This window comes from Gloeomargarita sp. SRBZ-1_bins_9 (assembly GCA_039794565.1).
Lineage (GTDB): Bacteria > Cyanobacteriota > Cyanobacteriia > Gloeomargaritales > Gloeomargaritaceae > Gloeomargarita.
Map to the genome: position 1 here is coordinate 60,857 of JAUQVX010000010.1, position 14,876 is coordinate 75,732.

General features: G+C 59.6%; 12 protein-coding genes and 1 CRISPR repeat array. Of the genes, 8 read left to right on the plus strand and 4 right to left on the minus strand.

The window, feature by feature from the left end:
• Window positions 1–35 precede the first annotated feature (35 nt).
• The gene (locus Q6L55_09270) at window positions 36–965 is read left to right on the plus strand and encodes a DnaJ C-terminal domain-containing protein (protein ID MEN9258899.1); all 930 of its coding nucleotides are present in this window, start codon (window positions 36–38) and stop codon (window positions 963–965) included.
• On the opposite strand, the gene Q6L55_09275 is transcribed toward Q6L55_09270, so the two are convergent.
• Window positions 962–2,164 carry a metallophosphoesterase gene (locus Q6L55_09275; GenBank protein ID MEN9258900.1) on the minus strand — a complete coding sequence of 401 codons (1,203 nt, stop codon included), beginning with the start codon at window positions 2,162–2,164 and terminating at the stop codon, window positions 962–964. The two genes, Q6L55_09270 and Q6L55_09275, sit on opposite strands and share 4 nt — an antisense overlap.
• Before the next feature lie 116 nt (window positions 2,165–2,280).
• Between Q6L55_09275 and Q6L55_09280 the strand changes: the two genes are divergently transcribed.
• A complete protein-coding gene (locus Q6L55_09280; GenBank protein MEN9258901.1) occupies window positions 2,281–3,360 on the plus strand; it encodes a pentapeptide repeat-containing protein in 1,080 nt (359 codons plus the stop codon).
• Here the strand turns inward: Q6L55_09280 and cbiE are convergent.
• Entirely contained in the window at window positions 3,357–4,598 is a 1,242-nt protein-coding gene (cbiE, locus tag Q6L55_09285; protein ID MEN9258902.1) for a precorrin-6y C5,15-methyltransferase (decarboxylating) subunit CbiE, read from the minus strand. The two genes, Q6L55_09280 and cbiE, sit on opposite strands and share 4 nt — an antisense overlap.
• A 3-nt stretch (window positions 4,599–4,601) precedes the next feature.
• Entirely contained in the window at window positions 4,602–6,281 is a 1,680-nt protein-coding gene (gene ilvD, locus Q6L55_09290) for a dihydroxy-acid dehydratase (protein ID MEN9258903.1), read from the minus strand.
• Window positions 6,282–6,332: 51 nt separating this feature from the next.
• On the opposite strand from ilvD, the gene Q6L55_09295 reads away from it, so the two are divergent.
• Entirely contained in the window at window positions 6,333–6,815 is a 483-nt protein-coding gene (locus Q6L55_09295) for a phosphoribosyltransferase family protein (GenBank protein MEN9258904.1), read from the plus strand.
• On the opposite strand, the gene ispE is transcribed toward Q6L55_09295, so the two are convergent.
• Entirely contained in the window at window positions 6,812–7,714 is a 903-nt protein-coding gene (gene ispE / locus Q6L55_09300; GenBank protein MEN9258905.1) for a 4-(cytidine 5'-diphospho)-2-C-methyl-D-erythritol kinase, read from the minus strand. The two genes, Q6L55_09295 and ispE, sit on opposite strands and share 4 nt — an antisense overlap.
• Window positions 7,715–7,796: 82 nt before the next feature.
• On the opposite strand from ispE, the gene Q6L55_09305 reads away from it, so the two are divergent.
• The 5 genes from Q6L55_09305 (at window position 7,797) to Q6L55_09325 (ending at window position 12,971) form a co-directional block, all read left to right on the plus strand.
• Complete coding sequence (locus Q6L55_09305) at window positions 7,797–10,688, plus strand: proline dehydrogenase family protein (protein MEN9258906.1); 2,892 nt, start codon at window positions 7,797–7,799, stop codon at window positions 10,686–10,688.
• On the plus strand, window positions 10,685–11,371 hold the full coding sequence (locus Q6L55_09310) for an alpha/beta fold hydrolase (GenBank protein MEN9258907.1): 687 nt from the start codon (window positions 10,685–10,687) through the stop codon (window positions 11,369–11,371). The genes Q6L55_09305 and Q6L55_09310 overlap by 4 nt, the downstream gene beginning before the upstream one ends.
• Window positions 11,372–11,402: 31 nt before the next feature.
• On the plus strand, window positions 11,403–12,179 hold the full coding sequence (locus Q6L55_09315; protein ID MEN9258908.1) for an MBL fold metallo-hydrolase: 777 nt from the start codon (window positions 11,403–11,405) through the stop codon (window positions 12,177–12,179).
• A gap of 3 nt (window positions 12,180–12,182) precedes the next feature.
• A complete protein-coding gene (locus Q6L55_09320; GenBank protein ID MEN9258909.1) occupies window positions 12,183–12,434 on the plus strand; it encodes a hypothetical protein in 252 nt (83 codons plus the stop codon).
• A gap of 126 nt (window positions 12,435–12,560) precedes the next feature.
• The gene (locus Q6L55_09325) at window positions 12,561–12,971 is read left to right on the plus strand and encodes a hypothetical protein (GenBank protein ID MEN9258910.1); all 411 of its coding nucleotides are present in this window, start codon (window positions 12,561–12,563) and stop codon (window positions 12,969–12,971) included.
• Between the two features lie 304 nt (window positions 12,972–13,275).
• A CRISPR array of direct repeats spans window positions 13,276–14,843; the repeat unit is 37 nt; unit sequence GTCTCAAACTCTTCATCCCGGTATGCGGGATTGAAAC.
• Window positions 14,844–14,876: the final 33 nt, after the last annotated feature.

The window sequence follows — 14,876 nt, forward strand, 5'->3', positions numbered from 1 at the left end:
GAGTTCCCGACGGAGCGACGGGTTGGGCGCGCGACATGACCAGTACGAACTTTAAGGATTACTATGCGGTGTTGGGGGTTAGCCGGGACGTGTCGCCTGAGGAATTGAAGCGGGTGTACCGGCGGTTGGCACGGCAGTATCACCCGGACGTCAACCCTAACAATCCGGCGGCAGAGGCTCGGTTCAAGGAGATTAACGAGGCCTACGAGGTGCTGTCGGACCCGGAGAAACGCCGCAAGTATGACCAGTATGGACGCTACTGGCAGCAAGTGGGGGACCGGGGCGCCGGCCCAGACATACACATGGACTTCGATTTTGACTTTGGCCGCTACGCCACCTTTGAGGATTTCATCAACGAATTGCTCGGGCGCATGGGTGGCCCCACCACTGGTCGCAGTACCCGTTACCAGACCTATCAAACTTACACACCGCGCGAGGTGCCTGTTACCTTGACCTGGGGGGAAGCCTTCCGGGGTACGGAAAAGTCCCTGCAAGTGGGGGGCGAAACCATCCGGGTACGGATTCCGGCAGGCGTCAAACCGGGCACCAAAATTCGCGTACGGGGACAAGGGCCGGTGCAACCGTTGACCGGACAGCGGGAAGACCTGTTCCTCATCGCCCAGTTGCCGGATCATCCCTTCTTCCGGTTTGAGGAGGGCACCAGTAACTTAACTGCCGAGGTACCTATCACCCCGGACGAAGCGGTGCTGGGCGCCAAGATCGAAGTCCCTACCCCCGATGGCCCAGTAACGGTGACCGTGCCGGCGGGTATCCGCTCGGGACAAACGCTGCGGTTGCGGGGGAAAGGCTGGCCCCAGGCCCAAGGGGGTCGCGGCGACCTACTCCTGAAGGTGCAAATCGTCCCGCCCAAGGACCTGTCCCCCACCGAGCGGGAGCTGTACGCCAAATTGGCCGGCATCCGCACCTTCAACCCCCGCCGTCACCTCCAGGGAATGACCCTCTAGGCCACGCAGAGTTCAGCGCTCAGGTGCCGTTCACACTCCCGCTGCTCACGAGCGCTCAGACGGTCCACATCCCGGCGCAACACCACCCCATTGTGCCCGGCAATGTAACGGGGTAAGAGGGTTTGGTCAATCACCCGCATCGTCTGCATGTCGTAGGTGGTGTAGGTGGTCAGTTCGGGGCTGTCAAAGCGAATGTCCAGGATGGTCAGGGTTTTCCAAGGGGGGGTGTTGCCCGCCAGCAGGGGTCGAGGACCAGCGCCCAAAATCCCCATGTGCAATAGTTGCAACTTCCCCTTGTGGGCCGGGTAGTAGGCGTGGTGATGGCCGCTGATGTAGGTGTGCACGTTGTACTTCTCCAGCATGGCCCGCAGTTGGTCGGCGTTTTCCATCACTTCCCCCGGGTCGTTACGCCCAACAGCCACCGCGTACAGGGGTAAATGGCCCAGTAAAATGCGCATTTTGGCCTGTTGCGCCCGGGGACTGGCCAGGGACTTTTCCACCCATGCTAACTTTTCCGGGGGGATGTGGTGGGAAGAGCCATCCCACACCAGGAAGAAAATGTCCTTGAACTCAAAGGTGAAGTAGAAGGGAAATTCGTACTTATCCACGAAATTCAGGCCCGGGTCGTGCTGCGGGTCGCGCCAGTATTCCGCCGCCACATCCCGCTCCCGCTGGAACAAAAAGGTTTTGGTGACGCTCAGGGCGCTGGAGGCATCGTGGTTGCCGATGGTAAAGCCGTAGGGAATCTTCAACCGGCGAATGGGGGCGGCTACTGTGCGGTCAAAGGCTTCCCACATAGCCCGCAGTTGCGCCTCGGTCAAGGAGGGAAATTGCCCCGCCACCATGTCCCCGCTGCACACAATCATGTCCGGCTGCCAAAAGGGAATGAGTTTAATCGCCCGGGTGACCTCCGGCGCATAGGTGGTGGCTCCGTAGGCATCGTTGAGGTCGCTAATCACCATCAGGCGCACGTCCCCCCGGGGCGGGTTTTGGATTTGGCCAAATTGGGCTAGGACTTCTCGGGTTTCCGGGGGAAGTTCGGGGGGACGGGAGGCAGCGGCGGTCGGCGTAGGGGATGCTGGTGAAGAATTCACGGGTACCTGTGGCGTGAACCCCAGCAGGGCGTGGACCCCCAAGGCCAAACTGACCCCCACCACCAGTCCCCACAGGACCTGCAAACTCAACCGGCGCCAGCCCATGATTTCACCCCTCAACCCTCTTGCCATGAATATAGCACCCGTAGCTGTCATCAGGGCCGGTCCATCGCAGTATAATTGCAGGCAAAATCCGGTATTTTGGCAGGGGAGAGTCGGCCATGCGGACAGCGGTGTGGGGTGTTCTGGCTATCGGGTTGGGTTTCATGGTGGGGCCACGGCTACAGGCGGCCAATCCAGACCATCTCCAGCAATTGACTAGCACTAATCAATGCCCCAAATGTGATTTGTCAGGGGCGGATTTGCGGGGGATGGTCCTGGCGGGTGCCAATCTGGGGCATGCCAATCTTCAAGGGGCAAATTTGACCGGCGCCAATTTGGAAGGGGCCAAGCTATTTAACGCCAATTTACAGGGGGCTAATTTGGGCAACGCCAACCTCAAACAGGCGGATTTGGGCAATGCTAATCTGAGCAAGTCGGTGTTGATTCGCGCCAATTTAGAGCGGGCCAATTTGAACGGGGCCAACCTGGCCTATACGGATTTCAGTGAAGCCAATTTGCGGCGGGCGTCCCTGAGTTTGGCGACGTTGGCAAAGGCGAATCTGGCGGAGGTGAACCTGAGGGACGCTGACCTGACCGGTGCGGTGTTGACGGGGGTGAACTTGTCCCAGGCGCGCTTGACCCATGCGGTGCTCAACCAGGCCAAGTTGGACGGGGCGGATCTGACGGATGCCCACCTGGAAGGGGTACGCCTGCGGGGGGCCAGTTTGGTGGGGGCCTTGTTGCCGCGGGTGCGCCTGCAACGGGCGGAACTGGTGGAGGCCAAATTGGGGGGCACCAATCTGCGGGAGGCGGATTTGCGCCAGGCGGATTTGACACGGGTGGATTTGACGGGAGCACGGTTGGACCGGGTGGATTTATCCCAGGCGAATTTGGAGGGGGCAACCTTACGTCAGGTGAGTCTAGTCAGCGCGAATTTGCCCTCGACGAACCTCACCCAAGCGGACCTGAGCAACAGCGATTTGCGGGGGGCCAATATCGCCCGGGCGCGGCTGCAAAATGCCAATCTCAGCGGCAGCAACCTGAGCGTGGTCAACCTCAGCGACGCCAATCTCACAGGGGCCAATCTGGCGGATGCCGATCTGACCGGGGCGCGGGTGCAACAGGCGGTCATGGCGGGGGCAAATCTCAACGGCACCCGGGGCCTGGACACAACCGTCGGGCGCACCCAGTCCAACTAAACGGGCCGGGTCAATTGCACTAGAGTCACGGGATTTAGGGGTTGCCACCGGGTCAAGTTCCCCACCGCCAGGGAACGACTCAGGCGCACATCCAGGGCCTGAACTTCCCAGCGCCGTTGCCTGGCCCAATCCCACACCAAGGCCTGATGCTCTAGGGTCGCCAGGGCCACCACCACCACCCCACCTAGTTGTAACCGGGTCGCGAGCATCTCCAAAATCGGCTCTAGACGACCGCCACTGCCGCCAATGAATACCCGCTGGGGGTCCGGTAGGGTGGCGCAAACTTCAGGGGCAGTACCGCTGAGGACTTGCACATTCCCGACCTGGAAACGGGTGAGGTTGCGGCGCAGGAGTTGCACCCCCAGACTGTTTTTTTCAATGGCGTAAATTGTGCTGTGGGGTAGGAGTCGCGCCAGTTCAATGGCCACGCTGCCGGTGCCGGCCCCCACATCCCAAATCACCTGCCCATCTTGGAGTTGCAACAGAGCCAGGGCCAGGACGCGCACCTCTTTTTTGGTCAGCAGGCCCGGCTGGTCGGGAAAACCGACAAACCAGCTATCGGCTAGCCCCAACGCCGGCAGAGCAGGCGGCAGGTCGGGCACCACGGGGTCGCGCACCAGCACCACCACGTTTAAGTCCTCCGTTGTCCAGTGGCGGGCCTGCTCCAGGGTCAAGCTGTACACCTTTTCCTGGGGAGCACCCAGGTTCTCGCACACCCACAACTGATAACGCCCGGGCAAGTCCAATGTCTGTAGAATTTGACCGATGTGGGCGACGGTATGCTGGGGGTCTGTCAAAACGGCAATCTTTTCTGCCCCTTGTTTAAGCGCCGCCACCAAATTCTCCCAACTGCGGCCATGCAGGCTGACCCAACAGGCGTCCTGCCAGGGCAGTTTCAGACGACTAAAGGCCAGTTGCACCGCACTCAAGTGGGGATAAAACCGCAACATGTCGGGGGGGAAATGGCACAGCAGCAAGCGCCCAATCCCAAAAAACAGGGGGTCTCCGGAAGCCAGCACCACCAACCGCTCATAACCCTGGGCGATGGCCTCCTTCATAGCAGCCATGCCCTGGTCCAAGTTGCACCAGGGCAACCGCTGCGCCGGATGGTCCGGAAAATGGGCCAAATGTCGCTCCGCTCCCCAGATCAATTGCGCCTGCGCCAGGGCCACTTGCGCCTCAGGCAGGGGACTGGGACCCATCTCCCCCATGCCAATGACATGAATCGTCGCCGCCAAAGCTCAGAACAAGTCCAGGTCCGTCACTGCTCCCAAATGACTCCCCGACACCAACTTGGCGTATTTGGCCAAAACTCCGCGGGTGTAACGGGGAGGGGGAGGTTGCCATTGGGCGCGACGCCGGGCCAACTCCTCATCGCTCACATGCAGGTGCAGCAACCGCTGGTCCGCATCAATGGTGATCAAATCCCCCTCCTGCACCAGGGCAATCGTACCCCCCACCGCCGCCTCCGGTGACACGTGACCCACCACCAGACCATAAGTCCCTCCGGAAAAGCGGCCATCGGTAATCAGACCCACTCGGTCCCCTAGTCCCGCGCCAATAATTGCCGAGGTGGGCGAGAGCATTTCCCGCATCCCCGGCCCCCCCTTGGGTCCCTCGTAGCGGATCACCACCACATCCCCCGCTTGAATCCGCCCTTCGAGAATGGCCGCCAGGCAAGTTTCCTCTGAATCAAACACCCGCGCCGGGCCGGTGATGCGCCGCTGCTGAATACCCGAAATTTTGGCAACTGCCCCTTCGGTGGCCAAGTTCCCCCGCAGGATGGCAATGTGGCCCTGGGGATAGACCGGGTTGTGCCAAGGGCGAATCACGTCCTGGTCCGGGGGCGGCTCATCCGGCACATGGGCCAGTAGCTCCGCCCAAGTTTGTCCCGTCACCGTCAGGCAATCGCCGTGGAAACAGCCGTGGTTGAGCAGGATTTTCAGCACCTGGGGCACCCCCCCCGCCCGGTGAAAATCCACCGTCACATAGCGCCCCGAAGGCTTCAGGTCGCACAGCACCGGCACCCGCTCCCGCAAGCGCACAAAATCCTCCAGCGTCAGGGGGACCTCCGCCGCATGGGCAATCGCCAGCAGGTGTAAAACGGCGTTTGTGGAACCCCCTACAGCCATCAACAGGGCAATGGCATTTTCCAAGGATGGGCGGGTGATCAACTGGCGGGGGAGAATTTGCCGGCGGATGGCCTCAACCAACACTTTTCCGGAAAGGGCAGCACTTTCCAGTTTCTCCGGGTCCTCAGCGGCCATGGTGGAGGAATACATCAGACTCAGGCCTAGCACTTCGGCAATCGAGGACATGGTGTTGGCCGTGTACATACCACCGCAGGACCCCACCCCTGGACAGGCCCGCCGTTCGATCTCCAGCAACTCCTCTTGGCCCATCTTGCCGGCGCTGTAGGCCCCCACCGCCTCAAAGGCACTGACAATCGTCAAATCCTGTCCCTGGTAATGCCCTGGCTTGATCGTCCCCCCATAGACAAACACCGCCGGGATATTCAGCCGCGCCATGGCTATGAGCGCCCCAGGAATGTTTTTGTCGCAGCCGCCGATGGCCAGCACTCCGTCCAGACTCTGGCCCATACACACCGTTTCGATGGAGTCGGCAATGATTTCCCGCGACACCAGGGAGCATTTCATCCCCTCGGTGCCCATGGAGATGCCATCGCTAATGGTAATCGTGCCGAACAGTTGGGGCATGGCTCCCGCTTGGCGGATGGCCGTCTCGGCTTGCAGCGCCAGGTCATGGAGACCGGCATTACAAGGCGTCAGGGTGCTATAGGCACTGGCAATCCCCACAATGGGTTTATCAAAGTCCGCATCCGTAAACCCCACCGCTCGCAGCATAGCTCGGTTGGGGGAGCGTTCCACTCCGGCTGTGATCGCCTGACTCCGACGTGCCATATACAGCCATCCCCCTATGCTGTAATAAAGACTTATTTTATCACTGGCGATATGGGCGTCCCCGATTACTATGTCACCTGGGAGCAGTATCACCAACTGATTGAAGCCCTGGCCTGGCAGGTGTACCGCTCTGGCTGGGAGTTCGACCAGATTTTAGCCATTGCTCGGGGGGGACTGCGCATTGGGGATACCCTTTCCCGCATGTTCCGCAAACCCCTAGCTATTATCAGTGCCCAGTCCTACGTGGGCCAGCAGCGGGGCGTCGTCCAGATAGCCAGCGCCATCACCGCGACCCAACCCCGATTAGGCCCCCGGCTGTTGGTGGTGGATGACATGGTGGATTCCGGGCAGACCCTGGCCAAAATCGTCCAGTCCCTGCTGGCCCAGACCGACCTGGCAGCTTTAAAAACGGCGGTACTTTGGGTCAAGGGCCACAGTTGCTTCCGCCCCGATTACTACGTGGAATTCCTGCCAGACAACCCCTGGATTCACCAACCTTTTGAGCGCTATGACCACTGGCAGTTCGATCCTTAAGCCCACCACTCAATCCCCCAGGGACAGCATTCACACCGCCAGAAATCCACCTCCGGATGCTGGGCCTGCAGGGTGACAATGGCCTGCTGGGCAGTGGCTTGGTCGGGGTAAAGGGCAAACACCGTCGGTCCTGAACCCGAAAGCAAAGCGCCTAGCGCTCCGGTGGCCAGTAGGGCTTGCTTGAGGGCGGCAATCTCCGGATAGGCCGGCAGCACCACCTTTTCAAAGTCGTTGTGGAGATGGGCCGCAATTTGGCTGAAATCCGGCTGGGCCAGCAACTGCACAAAGCGATCTGCCTGGTCAGTCACCCCGCCAAAGGTCTGCCCCCACTGCTCACTGTAGGTGCGGTAGGCCCAGGGCGTAGAGATACTCAGGTTCCGGTGTTTGGCCAAAACCAAGGCGCCGCCGTTCAAAGGGGGCAAGGGTTCCAGGATGTCGCCGCGTCCGGTGGCCAGAGCCGTTCCCCCCTGCACACAAAAGGGCATATCCGACCCCAACTGGGCGGCCAGCTCCTGAAGTTCTCCCACCGTTAACCCCAACCCCCACAGGTGATTGAGACCCACCAGTACCGCTGCCCCGTTGCTGGAGCCGCCCGCCAGTCCCGCCGCCACTGGGATGTGTTTTTCCAGATGAATCGTCACGCCAGTAGCTGCCTGGGGAAACCGCGCCGCTAGTAACTGAGCCGCCTGAACCGCCAGATTGGTACTGTCAGTGGGCACCTGGGGATGGTCGCAGTGCAGGTCAATGGTTTTGCCGGGGTGGGTGGTCAAATGCACCACATCCCGCAGCGTCACACTCTGGAGCACCATGGCCACTTCGTGGTAGCCATCGCTGCGTCGCCCCAGGATGCGCAGATAGAAATTAATCTTGGCCGCCGCCGTCAACGTACACCGGGCCATGGGATGGTATCAACGGTTTCCTTGTCCCCATTGTCCCCCAAAGCCAGCGTTTAGACTAGGAAAGAACTCCTTGGTCGCCGCCATGTCCATCGAAGCCCGCACCCAAACCCTGGGTCAGGAATTGTTAGCTGCCACCCGTCCAGAGCGCTCTTGGTGGGCGCAGGTGCAACACCAGTGGCAGTGGGACGAAAAACTCCTGGCCTGGACCATGGACCAGCCGGGGTTGCGCACCCAATTGTTTCGGCTGATTGACACCCTGCCCAGTCTGACGAGTCACGAGGCCATCTACCAGCACCTGCGGGAATATCTGGACCAACCCCAGGTGGAACTGCCGGGTCTATTGAAACAGCTTCTGTATGTCAGTGGCCCTGCCATCGCCGCCCAGGCCTTCACCACCGCCGTCAGTGCCCTCGCTCGTAAATACATTGCCGGTCAGGATTGGGCCGCGGTACGCCACAGCCTGGAACGGTGCCGACGCCAGGGAATGACCTTTACCTTAGACATTCTGGGGGAAGCGGTGTGCAGCGAAACCGAAGCCCAGGCCTACCTACAGCGCTACTTACACCTGATCACTGAACTATCCCAGGTGGACTGGGGCTGTACTCCCCAGGTGTCCGTCAAACTCACGGCCCTTTATTCCCAGTTCGACCCCCTGGCGGAAAAACGTACCCGCGCCCAGGTCGCCCAGGCTATAACTCAACTGCTGCGTCACGCGGGGGAACGGGGGGTAGCGGTCCACTTCGACATGGAGCAATACCAGTACAAAAACTTGACGCTAGCGATTCTCCAGGACGTGCTGCTCCAGGACGAATTTCGCCGCCGCACCGACGTGGGGTTAACCATCCAGGCCTACCTGACCGACAGCGAGAAGGACCTGCGGGATACACTGGCCTGGGCCAAGTTACGGGGAGCGCCGGTGACGGTTCGGCTGGTGAAGGGGGCCTACTGGGACCAGGAAATGATCCAGGCCCAACAAAAGCGCTGGCCGCCCCCGGTCTATCGTCACAAGGGGTCCACCGACGCCAACTTTGAAAAGCTCACCCGTCTGCTGCTGGAGAACCACAACCTAGTGTACCCGGCCATTGCCAGCCATAACGTGCGTTCCCAGGCCCATGCCCTGGCGGTGGCGGAACAGCTCGGCCTGCCTCCTACAACGTGGGAATCCCAGGTGCTCTACGGGATGGGGGAAACCTTGGCCCAAGCCCTAGTGGCCCGGGGACAGCAAGTGCGTCTGTACTGCCCCTACGGCGAACTCCTGCCGGGGATGAGCTATCTGATCCGGCGTTTACTGGAAAACACCGCCAACACATCTTTTTTGCGCCAGCGGCTACAGGTGGACAACCCCGCGGAACTCTTGGCCCCCCCGACGTTTAGCGAACCCACCACTCCTTTGCCCCCTGGACAAGCCTTTGCTGGTGCCGCCGACACCAACTTTGCCCTGCCAGGGACCGTTGACCCCTTCCTACGGGCCATCGAACGGGTGCGCCGGCAACTGGGCCAAGACTACCAACTCCCCCACTGCTCCCCCACTGACGCCTTGGTATCCGTCAATCCCAGTGACCCAACCCAGGTGATCGGTCGGGTGGGGCTGGCGGATGCCCGAGCGGCAGTCCAAGCCGTGGCAGTAGCCCAGCAAGCCCAACCCCGGTGGGCTGCCACCCCCTGGGAGACCCGCATCCAGTTATTGCACCGGCTGGCGGAGGTCCTGGAGGCGCAACGGGCGGAATGGGTAGCCTGGATGGCCTGGGAGGTAGGCAAGCCTATCCGGGAGGCCGATGCGGAGGTCACGGAAGCCGTGGACTTTTGCCGTTACTACGCCCAAATGGCTCAGCGACTGGACCAAGGCTACAGCTACGACCTGTGGGGGGAAACCAACCGTTACCTTTATCAGCCCAAGGGCGTCGGGGTGGTAATTGCTCCTTGGAACTATCCCCTGGCGATTTCCGTGGGTATGGTCACGGCGGGGCTGGTTACGGGCAACTGCGTGATCTACAAGCCAGCGGAACAGTCGGTGGTCATCGGCTGTCGGCTGAGTCAACTCATCAGCCATCTTCTGGAGGATATGGGCCTACCGACGGGGGTGTTCCAGGGCTTGCCGGGTTGGGGGGAACAAATTGGGCCGGTGCTGGTGAACCATCCAGGGGTGCATTGGATCGCCTTTACTGGGTCGCGGGCGGTGGGGTGTCAGATTTATGCCCAAGCAGCCCAGATGTCCCCGGGGCAACGGCATCTCAAGCGGGTTGTGGCGGAAATGGGGGGCAAAAACGCCATTATTGTGGACGACAGCGCCGACTTGGACCAGGCGGTGCAGGGGGTGGTGCAATCGGCGTTTGGGTACGCAGGACAAAAATGCTCGGCCTGCTCGCGGGTGATTGTCCTACCCAAGGTGTATGACACGTTTGTGGCCCGTTTGACAGCAGCGACGGCCTCCTTGGTCATTGGTCCGGCGACCGACCCAGCGACCACCGTTGGCCCGGTGATTGACCAGGAGGCGCATAGGCGCTTGCAGACCACCATTGCTGGGGCCAAACAACGCTATCCGGTGCTGGTGGAAGGTGCTGCCCCTGGAGATGGCTATTACATCGGGCCGGTGATTTTCGGGGAGGTGGCGCCGGAGGACCCCCTAGCCCAGGAGGAACTGTTTGGCCCGGTGCTGGCGGTGTTCCGCGCCCAGGACTTTGACCAGGCGTTGCAGATTGCCAATGGGACGGACTATGCGCTCACCGGTGGGCTGTACTCCCGCACTCCCAGCCACATTCAACGGGCAGCCCAAGCCTTCGCCTGCGGCAATTTGTACATCAACCGGGGGATTACGGGGGCGATTGTGGGCCGGCAACCCTTTGGGGGGTTTCGCTGCTCCGGTGTGGGTTCCAAAGCGGGCGGGCCGGATTACCTGCTGCAGTTTGTGGACCCCAAGGTGGTCACAGAAAACATCCAGCGGCACGGCTTTGCCCCCTTGGAGGACGCCCGATGAAGCCGGCAGTGTTGCTCCCGGGTTATCTAGCCGGTTGCCAGCCCTATGGGGAACTGGTACGCCTGGCGCGGGACTTTGGCGTGGATATGCACGTGGTGCCCCTGCGCTGGTGGGATTGGTTGCCCACGTTGGGGGGACGTCCGGTGACCCCCATTCTGGCAGCCCTAGACGCCACGGTGCGCCAGGTACAACAGCAGTACAACGGCCAGCGGATCACCCTTATCGGTCATTCGGCGGGCGGGTGGATTGGCCGGATTTATTTGGGGGAAACACCCTACGAAGGGCGCGTCTGGGCCGGTCGAGAACGGATTGACTGCATAGTGACCCTAGGCACCCCCCACACCAGTCAGGAACGGTGGACTCAACGCAATTTGGCCTTTGTCAATACCGCCTATCCCGGCGCCTACTACCCCGACATTCAGTACATCTGTATTGCCGGCCAAGCCGTGCAGGGACGTCCCTGGACGTTTACCTATGAGAGCTATCGCTTGACGGTAGGGCGGGGCGATGTGTGGGGGGATGGCATTACCCCAGTGACGGCAGCCCATCTAGAGGGTGCGGTCAATCTCACCCTGCTGGGGGTTTGGCATTCTCCCCGGTCCCCCGGCCCCTGGTATGGCTCTCCCGCCGTCTTGCTCCAGTGGCTCCCCCTGGTCACCGCCAACCCGACGCCAAAACGTTAAATTATGTAAAGGAGCGTAGGGGGCTAGGGCGATGCGGGTGACCTGGTTTGAGGCCAATACCTGGTTGCTGGAATGGGCGGGGTTGCGGTTGCTGTTGGACCCTTGGTTGGTGGGGCCGTTGGTGTTTGGGGGGATGGAGTGGCTCTTTAAGGCCCAGCGGCGGCGGCCCATTGCGGAGTTACCTGGCCACCTGGATGCGATTGTCATTACCCAGGGGCTGGAGGACCATTGCCACCCCCCCACGCTCAAGCGGCTGGACGCAACAACGCCGGTGATTGCCAGCCCTAGCGCCGCCAAGGTGGTGCGGGAACTTGGCTATACCCAAGTCACGGCCCTGGCCCACGGGGACCAGACCATCCTGGCGGATAAATTGCAAATTCAGGCCTTGCCAGGAGCGCCAGTGGGTCCCATGCAAGTCGAAAACGCCTACCTGATGCGGGAGCTGGCCACAGGGCAAACCCTATACTACGAGCCGCACGGCTATCACCAGGGAGTCTTTCGGGCGGTCAACCGGGTGGATGTGGTCATTGCGCCGGTGATGGATTTGACGTTGCCGTTGGTCGGGCCGATTATTCGCGGGAACCAGGTGGCGCTGGAGTTGGCCCAGAAGTTACGCCCCCAAGTGCTGCTCTCGACGGCCATGGGGGACTACGAGGCCAGTGGGTTGCTGCTGCGCTTGGTCCAGGCCAAAGGGGATGTTACCTTGTTGCAGCAACAGATGGACCAGGCCGGTTTAGCCACCCGTGTGCTGGAGTTATGCCCCGGTGAACCGGTGGAATTAACCCTGACGACCCCCACCACGGTCTAGGCCATGGCGTTCCAGGACATCCGGGCAGAAATTGAGGCTGGTATAGCGTTACCCAAATGCCAGAAGTGTGGCTGTATGGCCTATGTATTGCGGCATTTAGCCGACGCTTTACCCCAGTTGGATGGCCCTATGGCCCACGACCTGCAAGCCGTTGTTGAAGCGGCATTAGCGCGGATGCAACCCGTTGCCTACGACTGTTTCGGATGCGCCCATTGTTACCCCGCTGTGGCCTACCAGGCATGGGTAGAACGATAGGGTCATCAAATGTGACGGCCAGAACCCTTTGGCAGCTAATTGGTTATTGCTTAAACCTTTCTTACAGTTCTTCAGGGCCAGGGGGGGGAATTTGTTAGGGTGAAGTTAGAGATGGGCGAGCATTTCATGGCTGCTAAAGAGGCAGTTTTTCATTACCTGGCCTGCTGGTTTCAAGCGGGGAAGACAGTTACCGATGGGCAACGGCAATTGCGTCCGGCCCACATTGCCCAAAACGGAACCTACAGCCCGGAATTTTTAGCCCTGTGGCAACGGATGGAGCAGGAAGGTTTAGAGCGCTACAGCTTGAGCGGTACAGAGATTACCCTGGCGCAACTGTGTTCCCCGGCGTGGGAGTTTATTCCCTGTAGTCGTTGTACGATGCCGGTGCCGGTGAAAACGGTGGGGATGCAAACCGGTCCCTGTCCCTGCGCTGATTTACCCCTGTGGCCGAATCTGGAATTGCCCTTGCCCCACGGTGTGGTGGACAGTTACGAACACTTGCGCCAGATTCAGGACCGCTTGCAAGAGAACGAGTAACGACGATGCCCTATGATGCGACATGTGGGCTCTGGCTGCAGGGCAGCGGCTCTGGGCACTGGTCTTTACCGGAGACCACTTGTCTGATGGGGACAGTAGGGATTAAGATAAAATTCGTGAACCTCAGTGGGGGCCAAAATACTAGGGGGTTCGCGAAAACCGCTAGAACCTGGACAAACCGATAGTTGAGCGTGTGATCGACCAAGATTTGTTAGGGCAACGTACTAAAGAAAGTGTCCTGATGGGGGACCTTCACGAAAAGTGGCGCCAGACATCCCGGTAGGCGGGCTTTTTCAGGTGCGGAGTCTCAAACTCTTCATCCCGGTATGCGGGATTGAAACGTCTGATGATAGGTGACCTGGATTTATTGAACGGTCGTCTCAAACTCTTCATCCCGGTATGCGGGATTGAAACTTGAACCGCAATGTGGAGAAGGAGGCGGCGGACCTAGTCTCAAACTCTTCATCCCGGTATGCGGGATTGAAACTTGGTAAAGGCCGATTATTCCCAAATCGAGCTTAGGGTCTCAAACTCTTCATCCCGGTATGCGGGATTGAAACATTTGTACAGGCCCGCATACACCTCGAAGAATTTCCGTCTCAAACTCTTCATCCCGGTATGCGGGATTGAAACTGCATCGTAGGGGAGGCGGACATTCTCTTCCACAGGTGTCTCAAACTCTTCATCCCGGTATGCGGGATTGAAACCCGTGCCACCCTTAAGTGGACTTTGGCATGAGCATAGTCTCAAACTCTTCATCCCGGTATGCGGGATTGAAACTTAGCGGGTCTCTTGGTCCGCTCCGGTTCAACGGGTCTCAAACTCTTCATCCCGGTATGCGGGATTGAAACAGACGCACCGAGTGTCTTGCCTATGTTAGAGATGAGGTCTCAAACTCTTCATCCCGGTATGCGGGATTGAAACGCTCATCATGGACGGTTGCTATAAACGGGCCATTGGTGTCTCAAACTCTTCATCCCGGTATGCGGGATTGAAACGGTGCCCCCACCGGGCAGCAGCGTGGGCGACAGTGGTCTCAAACTCTTCATCCCGGTATGCGGGATTGAAACGACAGACCCCACCGATCAAAACCACGGGGAAGCTTGGTCTCAAACTCTTCATCCCGGTATGCGGGATTGAAACATCTCGGACTCAAAAAATTCGATAATTAAAGAGGCTGTCTCAAACTCTTCATCCCGGTATGCGGGATTGAAACTAGACAACTCTTGTACCCCTGGGTGGTGTGGATTTAGTCTCAAACTCTTCATCCCGGTATGCGGGATTGAAACCATCCCCAACAAGAACAGGGGGATTGTTCTCAGACGTCTCAAACTCTTCATCCCGGTATGCGGGATTGAAACGTTCCCCCAAATATCCTGAAATTGGGGGTAAGACGGGTCTCAAACTCTTCATCCCGGTATGCGGGATTGAAACGGCAGCCCGATCCTGCTAGGAGAATTTCCGCCTGGTGTCTCAAACTCTTCATCCCGGTATGCGGGATTGAAACTCAAGCGAAATAAAAAAGAGCGGTGGGGTAACCGCTGTCTCAAACTCTTCATCCCGGTATGCGGGATTGAAACATTTCCAGAGTCGGGTTAGTGAATTCTTCACTGTTGGTCTCAAACTCTTCATCCCGGTATGCGGGATTGAAACACCATCCTGGAACAAAAGGCCAGGGAATTGAGTGTGTCTCAAACTCTTCATCCCGGTATGCGGGATTGAAACGCCAGCTACTCCCCGCTGCCGGCTGATTTTAACGGGTGTCTCAAACTCTTCATCCCGGTATGCGGGATTGAAACGTCCACGAACCACAAGGAGCCTGACAGAGAAGTTGAGTCTCAAACTCTTCATCCCGGTATGCGGGATTGAAACCTTTACATCCTCGACGGGCAAAGGGTCGCCAGA